This is a genomic window from Serratia sp. NPDC087055 (genome assembly GCF_044900985.1).
Taxonomy (GTDB): domain Bacteria; phylum Pseudomonadota; class Gammaproteobacteria; order Enterobacterales; family Enterobacteriaceae; genus Serratia.
In genome coordinates this window covers 402,720-427,286 of record NZ_JBJDOG010000001.1, presented here as the reverse complement: position 1 = coordinate 427,286, position 24,567 = coordinate 402,720, and the positions used below count along the sequence as shown (strand labels likewise).

Annotated in this window: 23 protein-coding genes, 1 tRNA gene and 1 riboswitch; of the genes, 14 read left to right on the top strand and 10 right to left on the bottom strand. The window is 53.2% G+C overall.

Annotated features, from left to right (window positions below):
• The first annotated feature begins 166 nt into the window (after positions 1-166).
• A riboswitch (TPP riboswitch) is annotated at positions 167-269 on the top strand.
• 62 nt (positions 270-331) lie between these two features.
• The 7 genes from tenA (at position 332) to ACI2J2_RS01915 (ending at position 9,088) form a co-directional block, all read left to right on the top strand.
• Positions 332-1,012, top strand: a complete 681-nt coding sequence (gene tenA / locus ACI2J2_RS01945) for a thiaminase II (RefSeq protein WP_209635870.1) — start codon at positions 332-334, stop codon at positions 1,010-1,012.
• Positions 1,009-1,764 carry an ABC transporter ATP-binding protein gene (locus ACI2J2_RS01940; RefSeq protein ID WP_209635873.1) on the top strand — a complete coding sequence of 252 codons (756 nt, stop codon included), beginning with the start codon at positions 1,009-1,011 and terminating at the stop codon, positions 1,762-1,764. The genes tenA and ACI2J2_RS01940 overlap by 4 nt, the downstream gene beginning before the upstream one ends.
• Positions 1,761-2,528 (top strand): ABC transporter permease, encoded by a 768-nt coding sequence (locus ACI2J2_RS01935; protein ID WP_404759303.1) that lies wholly within the window; start codon positions 1,761-1,763, stop codon positions 2,526-2,528. The genes ACI2J2_RS01940 and ACI2J2_RS01935 overlap by 4 nt, the downstream gene beginning before the upstream one ends.
• A 16-nt stretch (positions 2,529-2,544) precedes the next feature.
• Entirely contained in the window at positions 2,545-3,480 is a 936-nt protein-coding gene (locus ACI2J2_RS01930) for an ABC transporter substrate-binding protein (protein WP_404759302.1), read from the top strand.
• 249 nt (positions 3,481-3,729) lie between these two features.
• A complete protein-coding gene (gene opgB / locus ACI2J2_RS01925) occupies positions 3,730-6,033 on the top strand; it encodes a phosphatidylglycerol--membrane-oligosaccharide glycerophosphotransferase (RefSeq protein ID WP_404759301.1) in 2,304 nt (767 codons plus the stop codon).
• 211 nt (positions 6,034-6,244) lie between these two features.
• Positions 6,245-7,705, top strand: a complete 1,461-nt coding sequence (locus tag ACI2J2_RS01920) for an AMP nucleosidase (RefSeq protein WP_209635881.1) — start codon at positions 6,245-6,247, stop codon at positions 7,703-7,705.
• A 465-nt stretch (positions 7,706-8,170) separates the two neighbouring features.
• A complete protein-coding gene (locus ACI2J2_RS01915) occupies positions 8,171-9,088 on the top strand; it encodes a bestrophin family protein (RefSeq protein ID WP_209636133.1) in 918 nt (305 codons plus the stop codon).
• Between the two features lie 71 nt (positions 9,089-9,159).
• On the opposite strand, the gene nac is transcribed toward ACI2J2_RS01915, so the two are convergent.
• Entirely contained in the window at positions 9,160-10,083 is a 924-nt protein-coding gene (gene nac / locus ACI2J2_RS01910) for a nitrogen assimilation transcriptional regulator NAC (protein WP_404759300.1), read from the bottom strand.
• 349 nt (positions 10,084-10,432) lie between these two features.
• On the opposite strand from nac, the gene ACI2J2_RS01905 reads away from it, so the two are divergent.
• Positions 10,433-10,508 (top strand) — tRNA-Asn (locus tag ACI2J2_RS01905).
• A 175-nt stretch (positions 10,509-10,683) separates the two neighbouring features.
• Here the strand turns inward: ACI2J2_RS01905 and ACI2J2_RS01900 are convergent.
• Positions 10,684-11,706, bottom strand: a complete 1,023-nt coding sequence (locus ACI2J2_RS01900; protein WP_404760265.1) for an NADP-dependent oxidoreductase — start codon at positions 11,704-11,706, stop codon at positions 10,684-10,686.
• Positions 11,707-11,881: 175 nt separating this feature from the next.
• A complete protein-coding gene (locus tag ACI2J2_RS01895; RefSeq protein ID WP_404759299.1) occupies positions 11,882-12,664 on the bottom strand; it encodes an SDR family NAD(P)-dependent oxidoreductase in 783 nt (260 codons plus the stop codon).
• Positions 12,665-12,944: 280 nt separating this feature from the next.
• Between ACI2J2_RS01895 and ACI2J2_RS01890 the strand changes: the two genes are divergently transcribed.
• The 3 genes from ACI2J2_RS01890 (at position 12,945) to ACI2J2_RS01880 (ending at position 16,024) form a co-directional block, all read left to right on the top strand.
• Positions 12,945-13,484 carry a TetR/AcrR family transcriptional regulator gene (locus ACI2J2_RS01890; protein WP_404759298.1) on the top strand — a complete coding sequence of 180 codons (540 nt, stop codon included), beginning with the start codon at positions 12,945-12,947 and terminating at the stop codon, positions 13,482-13,484.
• A gap of 503 nt (positions 13,485-13,987) precedes the next feature.
• Positions 13,988-14,965 (top strand): DUF1852 domain-containing protein, encoded by a 978-nt coding sequence (locus ACI2J2_RS01885; RefSeq protein ID WP_265554110.1) that lies wholly within the window; start codon positions 13,988-13,990, stop codon positions 14,963-14,965.
• Positions 14,966-14,992: 27 nt separating this feature from the next.
• Positions 14,993-16,024, top strand: coding sequence for a methionine synthase (locus tag ACI2J2_RS01880; RefSeq protein WP_404759297.1), 1,032 nt, complete (start codon positions 14,993-14,995; stop codon positions 16,022-16,024).
• Positions 16,025-16,346: 322 nt separating this feature from the next.
• Here the strand turns inward: ACI2J2_RS01880 and ACI2J2_RS01875 are convergent, their stop codons facing one another.
• A complete protein-coding gene (locus ACI2J2_RS01875) occupies positions 16,347-17,279 on the bottom strand; it encodes a LysR family transcriptional regulator (protein WP_404759296.1) in 933 nt (310 codons plus the stop codon).
• A 140-nt stretch (positions 17,280-17,419) separates the two neighbouring features.
• Here ACI2J2_RS01875 and ACI2J2_RS01870 point away from each other — a divergent pair, with 140 nt between their 5' ends.
• Positions 17,420-18,307, top strand: a complete 888-nt coding sequence (locus tag ACI2J2_RS01870) for an SDR family oxidoreductase (RefSeq protein WP_404759295.1) — start codon at positions 17,420-17,422, stop codon at positions 18,305-18,307.
• A gap of 48 nt (positions 18,308-18,355) precedes the next feature.
• Here ACI2J2_RS01870 and ACI2J2_RS01865 read toward each other — a convergent pair whose 3' ends face one another.
• On the bottom strand, positions 18,356-18,805 hold the full coding sequence (locus ACI2J2_RS01865) for a DMT family transporter (protein WP_404760264.1): 450 nt from the start codon (positions 18,803-18,805) through the stop codon (positions 18,356-18,358).
• Between the two features lie 18 nt (positions 18,806-18,823).
• Positions 18,824-19,342, bottom strand: coding sequence for a GNAT family N-acetyltransferase (locus ACI2J2_RS01860; RefSeq protein WP_209635896.1), 519 nt, complete (start codon positions 19,340-19,342; stop codon positions 18,824-18,826).
• Positions 19,343-19,381: 39 nt separating this feature from the next.
• Here ACI2J2_RS01860 and ACI2J2_RS01855 point away from each other — a divergent pair, with 39 nt between their 5' ends.
• A complete protein-coding gene (locus ACI2J2_RS01855) occupies positions 19,382-19,951 on the top strand; it encodes a helix-turn-helix domain-containing protein (protein ID WP_404759294.1) in 570 nt (189 codons plus the stop codon).
• Positions 19,952-19,978: 27 nt separating this feature from the next.
• Here ACI2J2_RS01855 and ACI2J2_RS01850 read toward each other — a convergent pair whose 3' ends face one another.
• Positions 19,979-20,272: a DUF2623 family protein gene (locus ACI2J2_RS01850; RefSeq protein WP_209635900.1), complete on the bottom strand. Its 294-nt coding sequence runs from the start codon at positions 20,270-20,272 to the stop codon at positions 19,979-19,981.
• Between the two features lie 155 nt (positions 20,273-20,427).
• Positions 20,428-21,015, bottom strand: coding sequence for a nitroreductase family protein (locus tag ACI2J2_RS01845; protein WP_265554123.1), 588 nt, complete (start codon positions 21,013-21,015; stop codon positions 20,428-20,430).
• A 318-nt stretch (positions 21,016-21,333) separates the two neighbouring features.
• Between ACI2J2_RS01845 and ACI2J2_RS01840 the strand changes: the two genes are divergently transcribed.
• Positions 21,334-22,428 (top strand): glycosyltransferase family 9 protein, encoded by a 1,095-nt coding sequence (locus ACI2J2_RS01840; protein ID WP_404759293.1) that lies wholly within the window; start codon positions 21,334-21,336, stop codon positions 22,426-22,428.
• Here the strand turns inward: ACI2J2_RS01840 and ACI2J2_RS01835 are convergent.
• Both ACI2J2_RS01835 and ACI2J2_RS01830 read right to left on the bottom strand, forming a co-directional pair.
• Entirely contained in the window at positions 22,414-23,595 is a 1,182-nt protein-coding gene (locus ACI2J2_RS01835) for an O-antigen ligase family protein (RefSeq protein ID WP_404759292.1), read from the bottom strand. The genes ACI2J2_RS01840 and ACI2J2_RS01835 overlap by 15 nt on opposite strands.
• Entirely contained in the window at positions 23,573-24,481 is a 909-nt protein-coding gene (locus tag ACI2J2_RS01830; RefSeq protein WP_404760263.1) for a sugar glycosyltransferase, read from the bottom strand. The genes ACI2J2_RS01835 and ACI2J2_RS01830 overlap by 23 nt, the downstream gene beginning before the upstream one ends.
• Positions 24,482-24,567: the final 86 nt, after the last annotated feature.

Below are 24,567 nucleotides of genomic sequence, written 5' to 3'. Positions count from 1 at the left end.
GATTCAATTATGACCGAGTTACAGTGACAAAAATGCCCCTCCTCAGGCCAGAAAAATTGTGTGGGATCGCACTAAACGAACCGTTTTTGGCTGCCGAAAAATGCCCTCATCGTTGCCCAACGCAACCGCCCGCCCGTTGTAATCAAAAAGTAAATATCGTATAACAAGCTCCTCCGAGGGGTGTCCTGTTACGGGCTGAGATGGCGCAAGCCGAACCCTTTGAACCTGATCTGGGTCATGCCAGCGAAGGGACGGGTCGGCAATAACACCATCAGTCATTGCCTGTTCATACCTCAGCGCGCCCGGATCTCCACACACTTTTGGAGGTCCCATGTTTACCCCTCAATTTGAAAATGGTCTTTACGGACGGCTGCGCCAGCAGGCTGGTCGCCACTGGCAGGACTACGTCGAACACCCTTTTATTCAGCAACTGGCCGCAGGCACCCTACCTGAGCCGGCATTCCGTCGCTATTTGACACAGGATTACCTGTTCCTGATTCACTTTGCCCGCGCCTATGCGCTGCTGGTCAGCAAACTGCGTACTCTGCCGGAGATGCGTGCAGCCACCGCCTCACTCAATGCCATTGTCGCCGAACTGCCTTTGCATCTGGCCTATTGCGCAGACTGGGGGCTGAGCGAACCCGACATTGCCGCCGAACCAGAGGCCGCGGAAACCCTTAACTACACCCGCTATGTGCTCGATATAGGCCACGCCGGTGATGCACTCGATCTGCTGGCCGCTCTGATGCCCTGCGTCGCCGGCTATGCCGAAATAGGCCTGCGGCTGCTTAACGATCCCGCCACCGTGATGGAAGGCAACCCTTATGCCTCATGGATCCGTAACTATGGTGACCCCGCCTATTTATCTGGGGTGCAGGCCGCACTCGACCTGCTGGAAAACGTGGGCCACCAACGTGGGGCTGAAAGCCGCCTGGCCGAACTGTCGACCATTTTCACCACCGCCACCCGGCTGGAATCTGCCTTCTGGCAAATGGGGCTGAATGCCCAATGAGCATCGGCAAGGCCCCGAATGAGGGGACCAGACCAGGAATTCAGGTCCGGGATTTGACCCTGCGTTTTGGTCAGCAGGTGATTTTCGACCGGCTAAATTTCGATATTGCAGGCGGCAATGTTGTGGCGTTGCTCGGCGCCAGCGGTGCGGGTAAAACCAGCTTGCTGAAGATCATTGCCGGGTTGGCGAAACCCACGTCCGGCACGGTCACCGGCAGCGATGGCTTACCGATCGTAGGACGCATCGCCTACATGGGGCAAAAGGATCTGCTCTATCCGTGGCTGACCATTGATCAGAACATTAGCCTCGGTGCACGGCTGCGGGGTGAAAAAGTCGACTGCGCATGGGCAGAACATTTACTGGAACGCGTGGGCCTGAGCGGTTATGGCAGCGCCTTGCCTGCGGCACTGTCCGGTGGCATGCGCCAACGTGCAGCCATCGCCCGCACGCTGTATGAACGCCAACCGATCGTCTTGATGGATGAACCTTTCTCGGCGCTGGACACCATTACCCGCGCCAAAATCCAGCAGCTTGCCGCCGATCTGCTTGCGCAGCATACCGTGTTACTGATCACCCACGATCCGATGGAAGCCTGCCGCCTTAGTCACCGCTTGCTGGTCCTGTCACGCTATCCCGCCGGCATTGACGACAGCCATGTCATTGAAGGCTTGCCGCCACGGGCACCGGACGACCCTCAACTGCTGAAAAGCCAAAGCGAGCTACTGCTACAACTGGTGAGGGCCGCCGAATGAAGCCGCTGAGTGAAAGCCGCCTGTCGCGGATGCGCCGCAGCCTGACGGTATTTGCCGGCCTGTTACTGCTGTGGGGAGGGATAACGTTGGGTGATATTCCCGCCTTTTTGTTGCCCTCACCTTCTGCGGTCGCGCAGGCACTTTGGAATGACCGGGCTTATCTCGCTTTTCACACGTTGATTACGGCGTCAGAAATCGCCTGCGGCCTGCTGGCAGGGGTGTTGCTGGGGGCCGTGTTAGCACTGTGCATGATTTTTTCTCCCCGGCTGCAACGCTGGTTGATGCCCTTGGTGCTGACCAGTCAGGCGATCCCGGTGTTTGCGTTGGCCCCGTTGTTGGTGCTGTGGTTTGGTTTTGGCATGAGCGCCAAAGTGGTGATGGCGGTACTGGTGATTTTCTTCCCTGTAACCTCCGCCTTCTTTGATGGACTGCGGCGGGTCAATAACGACTATCTCGATCTGGCACGTACCCTGCGCGCCTCACCCTGGGCCCAACTGCGGCACGTTCGGCTGATGGCGGCGCTGCCGGCCTTCGGTTCCGGGCTGCGCATGGCCGCCGCCGTCGCCCCGATAGGGGCCATCATCGGCGAATGGGTCGGCTCGGCGGAAGGTTTGGGGTACGTAATGCTTAACGCTAATGCGCGCATGCAGACTGACGTCTGTTTTGCCGCGCTGTTTATTCTGGTGCTGATGACCGTCTTGCTCTGGGTGACCGTGGACGCGCTGCTGCTGCACCTGATCGATTGGGCACCTGAAAATAACTGATAATAAGGAACCAACCATGATTAAAAAGACCCTCTGCGGGCTGCTGCTCGGCGCTACGCTGGCCGGGCAAGCAACCGCCGCTGAAAAACTGACGCTGGTGCTCGATTGGTATATCAACCCCGATCACGCGCCGATAATGGTGGCCGATCAGATCGGTGCCTTCAAGGCCGAGGGCCTCGACGTCAAGATAGTGCCACCTTCCGACCCGGCGCTACCGCCACGTCTGGTGGCGGCAAAACAGGCCGATCTTGCCATCACCTATCAACCGCAGTTGCACTTCTTCGCTGACCAGGGCTTGCCGCTGGTGCGCATAGGAACCCTGATTAATTCGCCACTCAATACCGTTATTACGCTGGATAAGCGCATCACCACCCCGGCAGGGCTTAAGGGCAAAAAAATCGGTTATTCGGTCAGCGGCATTGAACAGGCCACGCTGGCAACCATGCTCGAACATGAGCATCTCAACCCCAATGACACCAAACTGATTAACGTTAACTTCCAACTGACCAGCGCCCTGCTGGCAGGCCAGGTCGATGCGGTGATCGGCGGGTACCGCAATATTGAAGCGCTGGAATTGAAGTTACAGGGGAAAGACCCGGTGGTGTTTAACGTGGAAGACTATGGCGTCCCCGCCTACGACGAACTGATCATCGTCGCCAATCGCGACACCGTCACTGAGCCGAAAATCAAAAAATTCCTCGCGGCACTGAAAAAAGGCGGCGATTACCTGCACGCCCATCCGCAGGAAAGCTGGCTAGCATTCGCCAAAGCCCATCCGGAACTGAATACCGCGCTGAACAAACAGGCATGGCAAGCCAGCTTGCCGCTGTTTGCCCGCGATCCGGCCAAGCTGGATAAAACGCGCTATCAAGCCTACGAACAATTCCTGTTCGACAACAAGCTGATCAAGAAAATCACCCCCGTGGAACAATACGCGGTGGAACTGCATTAAGCCGTTATCGGGCGCAGCCTATGAACTGCGCCCTTCTCTATGATGCCCTTCCCTTTTCGCTGGCGTGATTAGTGTCACACTATTGTCACAAAAATCGCCAATCACACTCTGACCCAGCAGAGCGATGCAAACACGCATTGCTCTGACGGTTTCAATGCGCTATACCCTCCTCTTTCTCGCGGCGGCAGCGGTCAGCGGCGTTGACCAGAGCACTAAAGTTTTTCTTTTTAATCAGACAGGGTACGGTGGATGGTTTCAGCATTAATCTCGTTTGCACTTTTTATCGCCTCAATTTTAATCTACCGGACCCGGGGCGCTGCCAACCGCTGGTGGCTTGCCACTCTGCTGACGCTGCTGGGCAGCTATCTGATCCTCAACGTTGTCCTGATCGCCAGCAACTACTTTACCGGTGACGGCATCACCGACGCGGTAATTTACACCCTCACCAGCAGCCTGAAAGGTGCCGGCGTCGGCAAATACCTGCTGCCGTTTATCGGCCTGTTGGCGGTACTGGCGCTGATCTTCGCCGTACTCACCTGGAGCCTGGTGCGACGCAAAGCGAAAAGCAGCAGTGTGGTATACAGTGTGATCGCCGTGTTGCTGGCCTTGTTTTCCGTCGGCACTACTCCCGCCTTTCAGGATATCTCCCTACTGGTCAGAAGCCAGATCAGCGGGGACACCAGCGATTTTGATACCTATTACAAAGCCCCCAAAAGAAGCGTACAGGGCAAAGCGCCGAACCTGGTGTATATCTATGCAGAGAGCCTGGAAAGAACCTACTTCGATCAGCAACTTTTCCCCGGCCTCGCTGACGAACTGAACCAACATCGTGAAAACAGCATCGACTTCAGCAACACCCAACAGTTGCCAGGCACCGGTTATACCATTGCCGGCATGGTGGCCTCACAGTGTGGCATCCCGCTGTTTGCCCCTTTCGACGGTAACGCCTCCAGCGCCGTGTCTACCTTTTACCCGGAAAACGTCTGTCTGGGCGATGTACTGAAGTCCGCCGGTTATGATAACTACTTTTATCAGGGCGCCGATCTGGCCTTCGCCGGTAAAGACACCTTTCTGAAATCGCACGGTTTCGATCATGCCTACGGCTTCAAAGAACTGCGTGGGCAGGTCAGCGATCCCAGTTACAAAAATGACTGGGGCTGGTACGACGATACCGTTCTGGATGTGGTGTTCGACAAATTTGTTGAACTGTCTAAGCAGAATAAAACGTTTTCACTGTTTGCACTGACCGTCGACACCCATCACCCGGACGGGTTTATCTCCGCCAGTTGCAGCAAAAACACATTCAGCTGGCAGAACAAAGAGAACCGTTCATTAAGCGCGGTAGCCTGTAGCCAGCAGCATATCGCGGCGCTGATCGATAAAATCAAGGCATCCGACTATTTCAAAAACACCGTCATCGTGGTGTCTTCGGATCATCTGGCGATGAATAACACCGCCTATGACGTTCTGACCAAACAGAAACGCCGTAACCTGTTCTTTATCATTGACGGCACTCGCCCACAGACCGCGCTGCATAACGAAAAACGCAGCACGTTGGATAACGGCGCCACAGTATTGGACGTGATGGGCGGCGATAACTACATAGGCCTAGGCCGCAGCAGCTTCTCCAGCCCAACGCTGTCTACTGTTTTCATGAATATCGATGAGAAGATCAACGCCTGGAAACCGGCGGTAGTGAAACAATGGGGCTTCCCAAACCGCATTGACAACTTCACCCTGGGTAACCAAGGCAACAGTTTTACCTTCTCCGGTATCACCTTTAAGGTGCCATTTATCTTGAAAGTGGCAGATAACAAAATTGAGCCGATGTTTAACGTTTATCTGTCCACGCCGCTGAAAAAGCAGCTTGCTGGCTTGGGCGCAGGTGAAAAATTCGTTTGGGTCGACAAATGTTATGAAATTGGCCGGGTATGGGCACCTGAAATGGCACTGAGCACCGAAACCTGTGTCGCATCAGGCAATCTGGCCGCTCCGCCGCAGATCGTACAGGCCAAAGGGGGGAACTACCGCGGCAAGGTCAACTTTAGCGGGCCAGAAGCAGACAGCGTTGCCGCTTATCAACGCGCCATAGAACGGTTGAATGTGGACGATGCCGCCGTTAAATATCAGGCAGATGCCATCGCATTTATGCTGCCGGGCATGCCGGAATACGTGAAGGCCATCACCGGGGTTTCCAGCGTTGAAGACTGGGGCCGCTGGTCAGATGCCAATCTGGCACCGGCGGTGAATATCGATTATGTCGACCCTCTGCCGCCCGCCTTCGATCTGGTGCTACGCGCTCGCGCCTACGGTAAAAACGTTGGCGAGCCGATCTCCGTGCGCGTTGGCGAGCAGGAACAGTTTGTGACGCTCACCGAGCAGGACACCACCGTAACCCTGCGCTTCGACAACCCCGGCGGCGCACAGAACATCAGTATCACGCCACCGACGCCGACTGAACCGCAGGAAGGTGCCAGTGGTGGCTTTACCCCGAAGAAACTGGGCATTGGCCTGGTGTCGCTGAAGATAGAACAAACCGCCCCCGCCTCCTGAGCATCACCTTGTAAGGGCGCCGCATGCGGCGCCCGCGTTAATCGGGGCGAATGTATTCGCCCCCTGCAGCAAATCCCCCGGGAGTAAATGCGAACGCTGCTTTTTCTTTTCCCCGTATTCTATTCGCCCATATTCAGCTAACCTGTTGCTGTGAATTGATATTGGCATCCGCCTGCCTCCCGCCGCATCGCGGGAGAACCAAGGAGAGAGTATGAGCAGTCAGCAATCCGGCACCGGCCTCACCCCCACTCAGGCGATCGAACAACTGGAAGCGCTGTATGACGCCTCGGTTGAAGCACTGCGCCAGGCAGTGGGGGATTTTATCAATCACGGCGGGTTACCCGACGCGCAGACCCGCGCCGCAGGGTTGTTTGTTTACCCCGAACTGCGTGTCAGTTGGGATGGGCAAAAGTCTGGCCAGAGCAAAACCCGCGCCTTCGGCCGCTTCACCCATTCCGGCTGCTACACCACCACCATTACCCGCCCGCAGCTGTTTCGCCATTATCTGACCGAGCAATTGACGATGCTGGCGGGTGAGTACGATGCGCATATTGAAGTGCGGCCCTCACAGCAGGAAATTCCTTTCCCTTACGTGATTGACGGTTCCAACCTGATGTTGGATCGTTCGATGAGTGCCAGCCTGGCGCAGCATTTCCCGACAACCGAGTTGGCGCAAATAGGCGATGAAACCGCCGATGGCCTGTTTCACGCCACCAGCACCTTCCCGCTGTCGCATTTTGATGCCTTACGCGCCGATTTCTCGCTGGCGCGGTTACGCCATTACACCGGCACCCCGGTAGAGCATTTTCAGCCCTTCGTGCTGTTCACCAACTACACCCGCTACGTGGACGAGTTTGTCCGCTGGGCCTGCGCCGAAATCGCTGACCCGGCCAGCCCATATATTGCGCTGTCCAGTGCCGGCGGCATCTACATCACGCCGGAAACGACCGCGCCAGATCAGGCCGTTTCCGACTTGGCCTGGAAAAACCACCAGATGCCGGCCTACCATCTGATCTCACGCACCGGTCAGGGCATCACGCTGATCAACATCGGTGTCGGTCCGTCCAACGCAAAAACCATCTGCGACCACCTGGCGGTACTGCGACCAAGCGCCTGGTTGATGATCGGCCACTGCGGCGGCCTGCGTGAAAGTCAGTCGATCGGTGACTACGTATTGGCCCATGCTTATCTGCGCGATGACCATGTGCTGGACTCCGTGTTACCGCCGGATATCCCTATCCCCAGCATTGCCGAAGTGCAACGTGCCCTGTATGACGCCACAAAAATGGTCAGCGGCATGCCGGGTGAAGAAGTTAAACAGCGTCTGCGTACCGGCACCGTAGTGACCACCGACGATCGCAACTGGGAATTGCGCTATTCTGCTTCGGCGCTGCGCTTTAACCTCAGCCGTGCGGTCGCCGTCGACATGGAAAGCGCCACCATTGCCGCTCAGGGCTACCGTTTCCGGGTGCCCTACGGCACGCTGCTGTGCGTATCGGACAAACCGCTGCACGGTGAAATCAAGCTTCCAGGCCAAGCCAACCGCTTTTATGAAGGGGCAATTTCAGAGCACCTGCAAATCGGTATTTGCGCCATTGATTTGCTCCGTGCCGAAGGCGATCGCCTGCATTCCCGTAAACTGCGGACCTTTAACGAGCCGCCGTTCCGTTAACTGACAGGCGATGAAAAGCCCGCTTTTGCGCAATGCCGATCGGTTAAGCCTGGTCGGCATTTTTTTCGGCTTCTGCAGGCTCAGTGCAGGTAGCATTGCCCTAAATATCCTGCCTTTCTCTGCCACCGCAATGAATGGCAATTGGAGGAGCCGAAGGCGCGGACCCGGCAGCCGGTGATGCGGTGTGATGAAGTGAGAGCCGTTGGCGTAGCCAACCGTCTGAGTGGGCAAGAGTGCGGGTTGCAAGGGGCCGCGCTTACGGCCCCTTGCTCGGTCGGGGCGCATGAGCTTCATAGTACATCTGACGTTTATCGACCGAAATAGCCTTGAGCGCTCTCAAAAACACCGTAAGTAATCCGCATTACGCAGAATGCGGATCTTTAACTTTTCATCCGCAGATCGTTGATGTCTACGCCTCATATCTGTTACAACAGCGGCTCCCATTCCCCAGTCGTTACCACTCATATGATTGTCAGACCTCAGCAACACTGGTTCAGACGGCTTTTCGTCTGGCACGGTTCGGTGCTCTCCAAAATTCTGTTTCGTCTCAGCCTTAACATTGCCATGTCGATCGTTGCCGTGCTGTGTTTTCAATGGTACGAACATCTGGGCGTCAAACTCACGCTGGCCCCCTTCAGTCTTTTGGGCGTGGCGATCGCCATCTTCCTCGGTTTTCGCAACAGCGTCAGCTATGCGAGATTCACCGAGGCAAGGCTGTTATGGGGCAGCTTGTTGATCGTACAGCGCTCGCTGTTACGCCAGATTAAAAGCCTGTTGCCTCAGCAGGATGAGGCTGCGCGTGAATTTGCGGCCCTGCTGATGGCGTTCAGCTACTGCCTGAAACACCAACTGCGCGGCACCGATATCAGTGCCGATCTGCAACGCCTGTTACCCAACGCTGATTTACGGCCGATTGAGACGAGCACGTCCCCCTGCAACAGGCTGCTGCTGATGATGGGCCAATGGCTGGGTGAGAAGCGGCAATCGGCACAGCTGTCTGACGTGCTGTTTCACAGTATCGATCAGAACCTCAATCGACTGTCCGAGATCCTCGGTGGTTGTGAACGCATTGCCAATACGCCGATCCCCTTCGCCTACAGCCTGATCGTTCACCGGACGGTGTACCTGTTCTGTACGCTGTTGCCTTTCGCACTGGTACCGGATCTGCATTACATGACGCCATTGGTGTCGGTATTCATTTCCTATACCTTCATCTCACTCGATTCCCTGGCAGAAGAACTGGAAGATCCGTTCGGCACCGCCGCCAACGATCTGCCACTTAATGCCATGTGCAACGCCATTGAGATCAACCTGCGCGAGATGAACGACGAGACCGATTTACCGCCAGCGGCACGGCCGGACAGCCATTATCAACTCAGCTAGTTGGCGACAATGTCAGGGGCGGTGAAAACCGCACCTGACCCGGCACGCTCACCATCGGGGCCTGTCCTGATTTACTGCACCAACGCCAGCACGCGTTTTTCCTGACTGCGGCTGGCGGCGATTGACAATAAAATATCCTTCACCACTAACGCGGGCGCCGACAGCGACTGCTGGCCGGAAATACACAACGACAAGGGTACGTTTAGCGAGGCGGCATTGATGCGTGCCATCCACGCCTTCGCGGGGCCAATCATTGCGCGCGCCACCGACTCCGGCAAAATGGTGGCACCGAGACCGCTGGCGATAGCCGCGCTCAGGGTATCGGAGGATTCAATTTCACCAATCACGTTGGCAGCCAGCTTGCGCACCGCCATGGCTTCATCCACCTGGCTTCGCACCACATCCCCCTCGCGTGGCAGGAACAAATTCAGTCGTGCGACGTCCAGCAGATCAACACTGTTGCCGGGATTGGGGACCGCCCGCGTCGCCACCAGATAGAGATCTTCCCGTATCAATGCCGTGGCCTGCAGGCCCGCAGGCATTTTAGTGCCGTAAATGACCGCCATATCCAGATTCTGGTTGGCGACCTGCCCGGCCAACGTCGAACCGATATTCTCGTTCAGGCTGAGCAAAATACCCGGGTGCTGATCGCGTACCGCCTGTAGCAACGGCAACGCCAGTTGAGACGCCAAGCTACCCGGTGCCAACCCAACGGAAACATGACCGCTCATGGCCTGCCCGGCACTGTTGACCGCACTTTGCGCCTGTTCGCACTGACGCAAAATGGTCTGGGCATGCGCATAAAGAATGTTGCCGGCCTCGGTCGGCATCACGCCACGTTTGGTACGGATCAGCAGTTGCTGTTTCAGCTCCCCTTCCAACGTGGCCAATTGTTGGCTGAGCGCTGGCTGAGCAATATGCAGCACCTCTGCCGCCTGAGTCAGGCTGCCGATATCGACGATTTTCACGAAATACTTCAGACGTCTGAAATTCATATTGCCTCCGTCATACCCCTTAACTGCGAATGAGAAGAGCTGCAGCAAAATCCGGGCCAGACCGACACAATAAGAGGATGCATGAACTAATCGACGGAAAAATAAGAAAAAATGATGTTGCCGTCGATAAAAACGCCAAATGACACGGAGGAGGGAAACAACCCTGTGCACCAATATAAGGCATAACAGGGGTGCCAAAGGGGCATCCCTGGATCATCGCACAGCCGTGCATCAATAAAAGCGATAAAAAGCAGCAAGTTGAATAATCTTGCAGCAAACGAAACGGCAAGGCGTTTTCAGGCTTTACAAGCCCGAGCCACCCCGCTATTATTCGCCCCGTTCACACGATTCCTCTGTAGTTCAGTCGGTAGAACGGCGGACTGTTAATCCGTATGTCACTGGTTCGAGTCCAGTCAGAGGAGCCATATTAGAGACGCCCGCTTAAGGAAACTTAAGCGGGCGTTTTGCTTTGGGATTTTGGGGCTGCTAAGCAGACATGTATTCAGGCCATCATTTAACTATCTTAATGGCCCTGATATACCACCAAATTAGTGCAGATTAACCCTATCTCTTTTCTTTAAACAGATTCAGATTTACGTGTTATGACTCCTGCACCTTAACAACCACTTTTCCCTTCGCATGCCCCTGAGCAAGGTAGGCAAGAGCTTCTTTCGCTTCTGCAAAAGGGAATACCCTGTCGATCACGGGCCTGATTTGTTCCGCTTCTATAATTTTGGCGATTTGGGTAAGTTGGTCGCCATCGGGACGCACGAAGAGAAATGAGTAGGTCAACCCGCGCTTTTTTGAGAGACGCATGATTTTATGGCTCATCAGGGCAAACACAAAGCGCAGGAAGACGTTTAAGTGCCTGTCCCGTGCGAAAGCAGCATCTAACGGCCCGATGAGGGAAACAATTTTTCCACCAGGCTTAAGAATTTGGGTGGATTTTTCGATCGCATCGCCTCTGAGGGTACCCAGAGCAATATCATAGCCACTGAGTTCGTTTTCAAATTCCAGCTTTTTATAATCAATCACCTCGTCTGCCCCAAGACGGCTTACCCAGTCGACATTATCTGTACTTGTTGTCGTTCCCACGCTTGCGCCAAGATGCTTCGCCAACTGGATGGCAAAACTGCCAATACCTCCGGAGCCTGCGGGAATGAACACCTTATGGCCTGGCCGCAGCTTGGCTCGTTCTGTGAGCGCCTGCCAGGACGTGAGGCTCACCATAGGTAACGAAGCCGCCTGCACGAAATCCAGGTTTGCGGGTTTCCTGGCCGCAGCGCTTTCAGGCACCAGGGCAAATTCGGCAAGGGAACCCGTTTCTGTATCGAAAATACTGGCAAAAATTTCGTCACCCGGAATAAAACGGGTCACGCGACTCCCCACGGCAACGACGACCCCGGCCAAATCGCTGCCCAGCGTCGCAGGGAGCTTAAAATGCAATACCGGCTTAAACATCCCGGTTGGGATCATATTGTCAATCGGGTTCAGGCCAACGGCGTATACCTTCACCAGGATGTCATCGGCACCAGGAGAAGGATAATCCACGTCATCGAATCCCAGTTCAGGGGATTTACCATAGCGTTTAAACGTAAAGGCTTTCATCTTCCTGGTCTTCATTTGTTGTTTACCCTGTGGTGTGTCAGTAACATTTTTCATAGATGCCCTATTGCTGAATAAAAATGCGGCACCCAGGAACAGCTCGACTAACGTTGCCAAGGAAGTTTGTATTGATGTCGGATTTACCGCCGTGCAAAACAGCAGGAAGACCGTTCTGCACAGCGCACCCCATTGACTACCGCGCTTTATATCGTTCAGCGGCTTCATCTTGTTTGATGTCGGAAAGCAGCGCCTGACGCGAAGCATCGAGCGTGTCCCAACGTGCCGCGTTGTGTAACGGCGGAATGGTGACGCGTTCACGGCGATCAAAGCCCACCAGCGCTGCGTCCACTAACTCACCCACCTCCATAAATTTTGATGAATTACTGATGTCGATACCCGCACGATCCCAAATTTCCGTGTAAGTACCGGCAGGGAGAACCGCCTGGATATATATGCCCTTGCCCGACAACTCCTGATTCATTCCCTGAGACAGAAAAAGGACAAAGGCTTTAGTCGCGCCGTAAACCGTCATTGCAAATTCCGGGGCGAGGCCGACGATGGAACTGATATTGACGATCGAACCTTCCCCAGCTTGTACCAGACGTGGTGCGACAGCGCTGGCGAGTCTCGTCAGGGCGGTGACGTTGAGCGCAATAAGGCTTTCTATCGATTCAGGCGTCTGCTCTGTAAAACTGCCAGACTGCGCAATTCCCGCGTTATTGATAAGAATGCCAATTTGCGTGTCTTCACGCAGGCGGGCTTCAACCGTCGCTAAATCCGCCGCCTGGGTGAGATCGGCAGGCAGAACATCGACCGAAATACCCGTTTCCTGCCGCAGGCGGTCGGCAAGCGCCTCTAACCTCGTTTTGTCACGGGCGACCAACACAAGGTCGTGTCCCCGTCGTGCGAATCGCTCAGCGTAAACAGCACCAATACCCGTGGATGCGCCTGTGATGAGAACTGAAGCTTTAGTCATGTTGATCTTCTTTATTAATGAGTTAACAAAATCCGCACCCTGCGATGCAGAACCGTGACTGCCTGTTGTCCCCAGTAAGCGAGGGCTAATCGGTGTATCCCTCTGCGCCAGCGGTGCGCCCGTTTTCAGCCTTTCGACCCGATCCGGACTGACGATAAAGCGGCGACCGTGAGTTAAGGGATGGATTTAATGATGATGATCATAATCTATAATGTCAACCGGTTTGATTATGGTCATCATCAATGTATAATTACCCCCTATTTTTGGAGGGCGAAAAAGCATGAAAGTGACGAAAGAGCAGGTTCGAGAAAACCGGACGCGCATTGTTGAAACCGCATCAGAACTTTTTCGTGAACGTGGTTTTGACGGCGTAGGCGTGGCGGAACTGATGTCAGCGGCGGGGTTAACCCACGGCGGATTCTACAAGCACTTTGGTTCTAAGGCTGATCTGATGGCAGAGGCGATGAACTGCGGTTTTACACGCTCCGCAGAAAACACTGCAGGCGTCGATCGGGAAAAATTTGTTGAATACTACCTCTCCCGCCGCCACCGAGATGAGATGGGAAGTGGCTGCGTGATGTCGGCACTTGGTACTGATACGGCCCGGCAGTCTGAGCCAATCAGGGAGATGTTTGCGGCAGGAATCGAACGTCAGCTGGCAGTTTTAAGCAGTGAAAATGAAACGCGCGCTGACCTGATTAATACCATTGCGCATCTGGTCGGCGCTCTGGTGCTCTCCCGCGCCTGCCCGGATAATTCAGCTCTGGCTGATGAGATTCTGGACGTGTGCCGCACACGTCTTTTACACGAGATAGCCTAGTTACGATCGCCCGTACCGAGGATCGCCAAAGCGGACTTATGCTACCCACCACTCTGGGTGGTCATTCTCGTTGCCCTGACAGAAAAACCCTTGTAATTTAGTTACATATCGTAAAGTTGCCGGCAAGGGCGATCCCAGTCAGGGTGCCATCGCCGAGAGGCGCTATCGGGACGCGTTTGACGGGAATCCGCGGACCTGGGGTGATAATGCAAAGAGTGTGCTTTTGCGCATGGCTGCGCACGCACATGCCACCGCTCCCCGCGGGGCATCTTTCAGGCCAGGGGCTTCTGCGAGGGTGTCAGCCCCACCCATCCCCCAGATCATGAATATGACTCATGTCGTAATGAAATTAACTCGCTTTCACTCATCTCATGGCTCTGGCATAAATTATACAATATTAACGTATTGACAACATAAAGACTGATGAATGAGAAAGCCGGTAACCTCGGGCTAATCAAGAAATAAATTCATTTTTCATGTCAGAACCAGGGTGCAAGATTAGGATGAATAAAGACTTCACATTTACGATTAAGAGCACTCCTTTTGATGAGAACTATAACCCTTCAGAAGGTACGCGTATTACGACCAACTTTGCTAACTTGGCCAGAGGGAAAAATCGCCAAGAGAATTTACGCAACACCTTGGTGATGATTAATAATCGTTTCAATACATTAGCGCATTGGGATAACCCCAAAGGGGATCGCTACTCGGTCGAACTTGAAATCATTTCTGTTGAGATGAATATTGCAGGCAATGGCAATACCTTCCCTGTGATTGAAATATTGAAAACAAATGTTATTGACAAGAAAAATAACGAACGCATTGAAGGCATTGTGGGGAACAATTTCTCTTCTTACGTGCGGGATTATGACTTCAGCGTATTGCTGTTAGAACATAATAATAACCAACCCCACTTTAGCATCCCAGATGATTTTGGTAGCTTGCACGGGAACATATTTAAATACTTCGTTAACTCACATGAGTACAAAGAGAACTTTAAAAAATCGCCTGTGATATGTTTAAGTGTCTCAAGTAAAGACACCTACTACCGGACGGGGAACCAGCATCCTGTATTAGGTATCGAATACCAGCAGAATGATTCATCTTTAACTGAAAAATATTTCAACAAAATGGGGTTGCAGGTTCGTTATTTCATGCCTAAAAATAGCGTAGCACCTTTGGCCTTTTACTTCTCTGGTGATTTACTGAGTGATTACACTGATATTGAGCTTATCAGCACTATCAGTACGATGGAGACTTTCCAAAAAATTTACCGACCTGAGATTTATAATAGTAATTCTGCGGCAGGGCAATATTATCAACCCAGCCTGAACCACCAGGATCATTCATTAACAAAAATTGTTTATGACCGGGAAGAACGCAGCCAGTTAGCTATTGAGCAGGGGAAATTTACTGAAGAGCACTTTATCAAACCCTACAAAAATATTCTTGAACAATGGTCCGCTAACTGCGCGCTTTGATTAACAGAAAATAAAAGGTCATCTACTATGAAAATATTACTCCCCACGTCAACGGCTGGCAGTTTGCCTAAACCTTCCTGGCTTGCACAACCAGAGACACTTTGGTCCCCCTGGAAGTTGCAAAATGAAGAGTTAGTTGAGGGGAAACAAGATGCTCTGCGTTTATCTCTGGAAGATCAACTGCGTGCAGGCATCGACATTGTCAGTGACGGCGAGCAAACGCGCCAACACTTTGTCACTACGTTTATTGAACACCTCAGCGGCGTTGATTTTGAAAAGCGTCAGGTCGTTAAAATTCGTAATCGCTACGATGCAAGTGTGCCGACTGTCGTGGGGGCGGTGGCTCGTCAAAAACCTGTTTTTGTCGAAGATGCCAAGTTTTTACGTCAGCTCACCAAGCAGCCGATTAAATGGGCCCTGCCCGGCCCTATGACGATGATAGATACGCTTTATGACAACCACTATAAAAGCCGCGAAAAACTCGCCTGGGAATTTGCAAAAATTCTCAATCAAGAAGCAAAAGAATTAGAAGCTGCCGGCGTCGATATTATTCAGTTTGATGAGCCGGCCTTTAATGTATTTTTTGATGAGGTGAACGATTGGGGGATCGCCGCATTAGAAAGGGCCATTGAGGGACTTAAATGTGAAACAGCCGTACATATCTGCTATGGATATGGCATCAAGGCCAATACCGATTGGAAAAAGACGCTGGGCTCAGAGTGGCGGCAATATGAAGAGGCTTTCCCCAAACTGCAGACATCTAACATCGATATCATCTCGCTGGAATGTCATAACTCGCATGTCCCAATGGACCTGCTTGAACTGATTCGCGGTAAAAAGGTGATGGTTGGGGCCATTGACGTGGCAACCAATACCATAGAAACACCGGAAGAAGTCGCCAATACATTGCGCAAAGCACTCCAGTTTGTAGATGCCGACAAGCTTTATCCTTCTACCAACTGCGGCATGGCTCCCTTATCTCGTCAGGTCGCCACGGGCAAACTCAACGCCTTAAGCGCAGGAGCAGAAATCGTCCGGAGAGAGCTTTCGGCGAAATAACGTCACCCGGCGTTTACGTCCAGAGACTCCCCTTTGAGCCCACTCAGGAAAACCTGAGTGGGCTTTCGCTTTTCCACCCGCAATCGTTAGTGTTCGTTGCATCAGTCTGCGTAACACTCCGCCTTTTCGTCTTTATTCTCGAGACATGCTTGCACCACTTAGCTTCCTCACCGTTAGATTCAGTTGCTATGAAATTGACCAAGTGACTTGAATGTACGGTAAGTACCGTAAAAATTAAGGAATAAAATAGGATTCAGGGAAGTAAAAAAACTCACCGTCTCCTGATCCTTCTCCTAAGGGCTTAATGAAAGGTTGCTCGGCGTCAAACTGGGCTCAACTGACTGCCTGACGGGCCCAAATTCTCGGTCAGGATCGTCAACAAAGCACGGACTTTAGGTAATGCCTGACGGCTTTTGAGCCAGGCCAAATTAATCGGTAGCCCATCGGTTGCCAAATGGGGCAACACTTCAACCAAAGTGCCCTCTTCACGCTGTCGCTTCACCAGCCAGGTGGGCAATTGTGCAATACCGTGCCCGGCCAATACTGCGGTAAGCTGGCCTTCCGCATCACCGATTGCCACCCTCCCGGGCAACACCTTTTTCTCGCTGCTATTGGGGTGTACGCCGGCAAAATGCCAAGGCGTGGGCAGACCGTTTCCCTCACCGTAAACCACGCAGCTGTGATTCTCTAAATCCTGTGCGGTTTCCGGCGCGCCACGCTTTTTCAAATAGGCTGGAGAAGCGCAGAAAATATGCCGTTGGGCGCCCAGATAGCAATGCCCCAAGGTATTTGGCCAAATATCCGCGCCACCAATACGTACGATAATGTCGATGCCTTCTCTTACAGGATCAACAAAGCGATCGGAAAAGGAGATATGCGGCATCAACAATGGGTGATGCTCGATCAGTTTAAGGATCACCGGCAACGCATGCAGACGGCCGTAGGAAGCTGGCAGATCAATACGCACCTTTCCCTGTGGTTGGGTGCTTTCGGCCTGCATTGAAAGCTCCGCCTCTTCCAGTTCGCCAAGCACACCGGTACAGGTGCGATAAAACCTCACCCCGGCATCGGTCAGTGACAATCGCCGCGTCGTGCGATGAAATAGCCGAACCTGCAACCGCGCTTCTAAACGTGCAATACCTTTACTGATGGCCGAGGTGGTCAAATTCATGCGTTCAGCCGCAGCAGTAAAGCTGCCCATATCCGCCACGCAGACAAATAAGTCGATACCTTTCAGTCTTTCTGAAGAATACATAACCCACCACATTAATGAATTTGATTCCATAAACTTGGTAATTTATAGCCTAAATAGGAATATTTTTCTCAGTAAACTCCTCTCTATCGCCAGGCATGAGGCCCATGCCTTATTCAGTCACACACAAAAGGAGTTTACTCATGAGCATAACGAAACCCAGGGTGCTGATTACCGGTGCCACCGGCCAGATAGGGGGTGACACTCTGCGCTTTCTCCAGGCGGATCCTTCCATCACGCCGATCGCTGCCGTGCGCTCCCCGCAAAAAGCGGCGCCTTTTGAGGCGCAAAGCATTCGCACTGTCATTATGGATTTTGATAAAGAAGACACGCTGGCGCCCGCGCTGCAAAACATTGACCGTGTCTTTCTGGCAACCGGCTACACCGTCGATATGTTGCGCCAGAGCAAAGTGTTTCTCGATAAGGCAAAACAAGCCGGCGTACAGCATATTGTGCACCTGGGCGCCTGCGGTCGTGACGACACCACGATTGCACACTGGGCCTGGCATCAGCTGATCGAACGCTATATTGAAGCTTTGGGTTTCTCCTTTACGCATTTGCGGCCGGAGTGCTTTATGCAAAATGTGATCGGCTACGGCGGCGTTCCGGCCGTCGTCAACGGCGTCATTCAGCAATACACCGGCGATGCCCCCTTCAGTTGGGTGGATGGTGAGGACGTTGCGCGGGCAGCGGCCTGTTCACTGCTGCACCCTGAAGAGCACGCGGGTAAAACCTATCGTCTGGGTTATGACGCCAAGTCTTATGGCGAGATCGCGGCCATGATGACCGAAATACTTGGCCAGCCGTTCCGCTATGAAGCGCTTGACCCCCGGATTTTCCTGGAAAATATGCGGCAGTCCGGTGCCGAAATGGCCTATATGAACTGCGTGGGCGACAACCTGCGGCGCATTGCCGAACGCGATATTCCCGGAGTCGAAGAGACTTTCGACAACTTCCCGGCGATAGCCGGCAGAGAACCGGTTCGTTGGCCAGAATTTATCCGCAAGCACCGGGCCGCTTTCACCTATTAGCCCCTTTTCTGCTGGCCCGTTCGTAAAACCGGGCGGGCCTTGCCACATTCAAAAACTTCGTCTCGCCACCAGAAAAGCGCCAATGACCAACAACACGCCGCCCAAAAGCGCTGGCACGTTTTCGCGCAACGCGGCAGGCCCGGCTTTGTAGATATCCACCATCAACCCTGCGACCAGTTGGCTGGCAACCAATACGGCAATGGTGGTCGCCGCCCCCAGCTTCTGGTAGCCCAGGATGCCGGAGAAAACAAAAAATGATCCCAGTAAACCGGGCAACAGCATCCAAACCCTGAGCGCGCCGGTCACCTCCGCTAACGCGCTCACGCCATTTTTGGCGAACAATAGCCCCATCAATAGCAACAGGCCGACGCTAGAGTTGATGACCAGCGTGATCAACACCGTCGACACGCTTTCAGTAATGCGCACCATTAACAGGTTCTGGATAACCAAACTGATCCCGGCGGCCACCAGCAGCAATAGCATGATATTCATAGCGATCCTGGATTTACGGCGCGATTAGCGGGCCGGCGGCGCGTTGCTGTCATCGAGCTTTAACTGTAAGAAGGTCAAATCCAGCCATTTGCCGAACTTGGCGCCGACTTCGCTCATCCGTCCGACCATCTCGAAGCCCAGATTGAGGTGCAACTGGACGGACGCCTGGTTACCGGATTCAATACCCGCCACCATGACATGCTTGCCAATCACCCGCGCATGCTCAATCAGTGCGATCAACAACGTTTTGCCTACTCCGCCGCCACGGCAATCTTTGCGGACATAAACCGAGTGCTCGACAGTGTGGCGGTAACCGTCCCAAGCCCGCCAGTCGCCGAATGAGGCATAACCCATCACCTCGCCCGCCTCATTAATCGCGACCAACACCGGATAGCCCGCGGCCTGCCGTTCCGCCATCCATGCCTCACGGTTCGCCGCGTCGACGCTACGTTCATTCCAGATTGCCGTGGTATTGAGCACGGCGTCGTTATAGATAGCGGCAATGCCTGCACTATCGGTTATAGTCGCGTTACGTATAAGCATGTTGACCTCTTGGTTGACCGTCTACTATCATACTACGATATGAATAATAAATTAGACAACCTAAATCAACGCATCGGTGCGCGGATCCGCATCGAACGTGAAGCACGCCATTGGTCGCTGTCCGATCTGGCCGAGAGGGCCGGCGTTTCGCGCGCCATGGTGCACAAAATTGAACGCGGCGACAGCAGCCCTACCGCGATGTTGCTCGGGCGGCTTTCCGGCGCGTTCGGTTTGAGCATGTCCAAATTGATTGCCCGGGCGGAAACGCAGGAAGGCCGGATGATGCGCCAGCAGGACCAGCCGATTTGGGTCGATCCCGACAGCGGCTACATCCGTCGCCACGTGTCGCCACAGTCTGATATGCCGCTCGATCTGGTACGCATCGAACTGCCTGCGGGCGCAGAGATCCCCATGCCGGCCTCGGCCTACGCGTTTATGCGGCAATTGCTTTGGGTGTTGTCAGGTTCGTTGGTGTTTCAGGAAGGTGAAATTCGCCATGAGATGGCTGAAGGTGATTGCCTTGAACTTGGCCCGCCCACCGACTGTGTATTCAAAAATGAGAGCGCTGAAACCTGCATTTACCTGGTGGTGGTGATGAACAAGGCCTGAGCCCGTCAGGCCTTAGGCGTGGTGCGCTTAGCTTTGCGGATCCCGGTTATACCCTGCGCAGAAAAACTTTTCGGCCAGGCGATTGGCACCGCCCGAGAAGAACTCGCTCATCAGTTCCCCGTTGAGATCGTAGGCCCGGCAAAGTAACCCGGCCTCGAACGCCGCCTGATTTTCGTCCCCCAAGCTTTCTGCCAAATGGTGGGCATATCCCAACACGAAACCCCGTTTGTAGTCACAGCAGAACCGGGATAGTTGGCCAGGTGGGCTGGCGTCTTGCGCTTTCAAACCGGCCATCAGCCCCTTGCCGAAGTGATTGTTCATGGCCCCTCCCTTTTCTCTTCACTTTCGCTATATAAAATATTATATAACGATGATTGTGGCCATGAACATACTCACAAAGTTTTACTCATCGTCTTACGGCATAAAAAAGCCCGCAGAGGGCGATCTTGCGGGCCGATGAGTTTCTGACAGAATGTTTACAGGGTAAAGTTCAGCCCTTCCACCACAGTCTGCTCGAGTGGCAAGCGCCCTGAAGGGATCTCTTTTTGCTGCAGAAACTCAGGCAGACGGGATTTGTCCCCCTCTTTACCGATAGCCACGATGCCATGCACCTGATAGTTGTCCGGCAGATTGAGCGCAGCCTTGATTTTATCGTGATGGATGCCCCCCATGCAGTGGGTCAACCAGCCTTTCAAATGCGCCTGTAGCGCCAGATTGGCCCATGCGGCACCGGCATCGAAGGCGTGGCTTGGGTTGCTCACTTCTTTTTCACCGTTCAGACTGGTGGTTTTGGAGATGATCACCACCAGCGCTGAAGCGTGTTGCGCCCAACCGCGGTTGAATTCAACCAGGAAATCCAGGTAGGTGTCCCAACTGGCCGAACCGTGCTTGCTGTAGGCAAAGCGCCATGGCTGAACGTTATACGCTGAAGGCGACCAGCGCGCCGCTTCAAAGAAGCTCAGCAGGGTTGCATCGTCGATAGGATCATTCGCCAGCGCGCGCGGCGACCAGCGTTCAATAAACTGCGCATCAATCGGGTGATCGGAAATTCTTGGCTGGCTCATGGACATCTCTCTCATGGGTAGGGAATAGCAACGTTATCTGATATTCCCACGACTCACGCCAGCAAAACTTTTATTTTGTGCTATCACGCAGCGCAGGAGTTCCTGTTGCAGCCCATCCAGGCATGCCCTCCAGGGCGGGTGTCGTTCCCGGCCCACAAGTTTGGCAACGTTGATGCGGTAAAGGGGCAGCCCGCGGCCCCTTTATTAAGGTTGCGCAAGTATATGTAGCAATATATTGCCGCCCATTGGCCCGTCAGGATAAACATCATATGATGTGCCCGTCAGGCCGGTATGCCAATCAACTCAAAGTGAAATAAGATGTCAAAACAATGGAAAATAACGGCGGCCAACGCCTTTTTGCAGGTCTACACCCGGTTTGGCGGCAACCTTAAAGATAAAGCCGGTTTTCATCCTGACCTGACGTTTAATCGCATTGTTATTTTCTCTACCACCGCACTTGGCGATCTCATGTTTAATACGCCCGCTATTCGCGCAGTGCGTGAACGTTACCCGGCGGCACGCCTCACCCTTATTTCAAGCCATAAAAACAAACAGCTGGTCGCGACAAGCCAATACTTTGATGATGTTATTTATTGGGATCATAAAGCAAAAGACATCCTCAGTATTATTCACCAACTGCGCAAACATAAGCCTGAACTGGCGATCATCCTCCACTCCAAATCGCCTTACGATGTCATTGCCGCCATTACTGCCGGTTGCCAATATGTCTTCAAAGACGCTTACGGCAACAAAGCCACCGGCATGGAACCCTGGTTGACCGGAGTCAGCCGTAGCACTGGCGGGCATTTAATTCAGCGCAAGTTGGATCTGGTGGCGCAATTGGGTTGCCGTACAGACAATACCGAGATGTTTATCCCCGTTGAGTTTCCAGCGGTGAATAAAACCGCCGGTAACACCCTGATTGGTTTCCAAATGGGGGCTTCCGAGACGTCGCGCTGCTGGCCCGTCGAACGCTTTACCCAACTGGCAAAGCTGCTGTTGGCGCACTCGCCACACAACCAGATTGAGTTAATTGGCACCCCGAAAGAGCTCGCTATCGAAAAGGCATTTATGGCCGGCCTGACCGCCTCAGAGCAACAACGCGTGGTCAGCCATATGGGTAAAACGACCCTGCCGCAGCTGCTGGGGGTGATGTCAAACCTGCAAGTTCTGGTCACCGGCGACACCGGCCCCTTGCATCTGGCCATTGCCCTCAAAACCCCCACCGTCAGCCTGTTTGTCACGGCCAATCCTCAGCATACCGGCCCCTATCAAAATAGCGCATTGCACCAGGTCATGTACGTCCCTACAGATAGGGTACAGCTCAGTGCCGCCCAACGCCGCCAGCCGCTTAGCATCATCACAGAGCAGCAGGTCTTTGACAAAGTGACGAACGCATTACAACTCGGTTGATCGGCTGTCCGGTGGAACAGGCTGGGCAAACACCGTGGCCAGCGGGAACCAAAACAGGTACCAAAACTCGGCCGGATTAGCGATGACAAACATGCCCTGTGAGCAATAGAAAATCAGCATGAAGAAATACAATGTGGCTTCCAGGCGTCGCCCGGCGTTGAGATGACGGACAGCAAGCCCCGCACCAAACACCAATAATCCTGCAAACAAGCCAAACCCGACTAACCCGCCCTTGAGTAATGCCCCCAGGTACAGGCTATGTGTGGTATGAATAAACTCGCCGGTGTAATTGGTGAAGGTCAGTTCTTTATCAAACCCATAGCCAAAAAAGGGCGCCTGCGCTATCAGCAACCCGCTGTGTCGCCAAATACTCATCCGTACAAAACTCTGCTGATACAATTCACCAAAACGCGTAATCAGCAACTCGCCAATCGGTGAAAACACAACCGCGCCAATGGCAAGTATCAGCACCGCCACAATGGAAACAGCCGTTTTTTTATTTAGCGCCAGGTAGGATGTGGTTAATGCCAGCGAGGACAATAGCGCGATTAAAGGCCCACGACTTTGCGTTAAGACCATAAAAGCAAAGAGCACCGGGATCGACAGCAGCACCTTTCTTTGTTGGGTATCACGAAATACCACTAGGCTTAAAATAATCCCCAACGCGGCATAACCGGCAAGGTCTATCACATTGCGCGGGCCGGGATTGGCGTCTGACGTTTCTCTTAGGGCATAAATTGCCCGGTAATCAACCCAGGTCAGGTAAAGACATAGCACAGTGATGCCAGCGATCACGCAGCACAGCAAAAGAGTACGGTGAGTGCTCTCCAACACGGTGACCAACAGAGCAAGATAAATCAGAATATAAACGCTGTGCGTCAAGGTGGAGACCATATTACCCGGTGTGCCCCCCCAGAGATTGCTGGCCGAGTAATAGGTGAGAAAACATGCGGCCAACACGATCCCCACGACGGCCGATCGTCTTTTATGCCAGGCTTGCCGAAACGCTGTCCTGGTGCACAGCGTAAACAGGAAGAAAAATGCCGCGATATGGAATAAATTATTAACCCGGGTAAAACCGCAGAAAATCGCGCTGAAAAAAGAGAAGGCCAGAAAAGCGTAAACAGAGATCAATGCCGTGACATCAGTTCTTCTTGAAAAAATCATTGCAATCAACCTTTTCAAAAATACTTGTGTCAATGGCACTGCTCAAAGAAAAATTTCTTATAACAATATTTTTTATTTTCATGCTTTCTCCGGCATGGCTAAAAGCCGGGATAATCAAATCATCAACCTTCTCTGGTAAAAAGGTTGGCAATTGGTTTTCGGGGGTTTCATAAAAGCGTGGCAAATGGAAATTGTTCATATCCAGCCCTGCAATAAAGAGCTGTTTAAAGCCCAAAAAGGCAATTATCTGAAAGGCCCAATACACCACGGTCCCGGCATCGAAAATGCCATGCCGAATGTCATGGCTAAATGCGATGGATTTACACGCAGGCGAGAAATCAACGCTCGGATCGTGGCGATAATGTTCCCACAGCGCCAACGGATTGATTTTCGGGTTATAAATTTTGAAGGCTGCATCCTCAACCACGGCAAACCGGCACTTCACCCCGGCCAATGTGAACCGGTCGATTATTTTCGCCACGCCGTGTACCGTCGTAAACAGGATTAAGTCAGACTCAGTGATAATATCCTGGATAATATCCGGCCGCCGATCGATAAAGCCCATATCAACAATAACGTAAAAGTGGAAGCGGACCTGTTTGCTTAAGGAATAGGCACCATTGACGCCGATCGCCGGCATATCCGGGATATTGCTAAAGCACATTGTTTTTACCGAAGGCCCTGTTGCGGTGAGCAATACCGGCCCCTGACAACTGTCTTTCAATGCTGACAACGTCGCTATGGGCACTGTCTGTCTTTTATACGCTAATACCGCAATTTCTCCGCTCTCTGCACGCTCAATTTTCACGTACGGCCAGAGGTTTTCATTATGCCGATAAGGCCGTGCATGAGAATAACGATATACCTGCTTAAAAAAACTTCCCATCGCGCCGTATCCCATCGAAAATGCGTCCAGCCAACATTAACTGTCTATTTTTGAATTAAATTCACTGATGGGCTGAGTATCTAAGC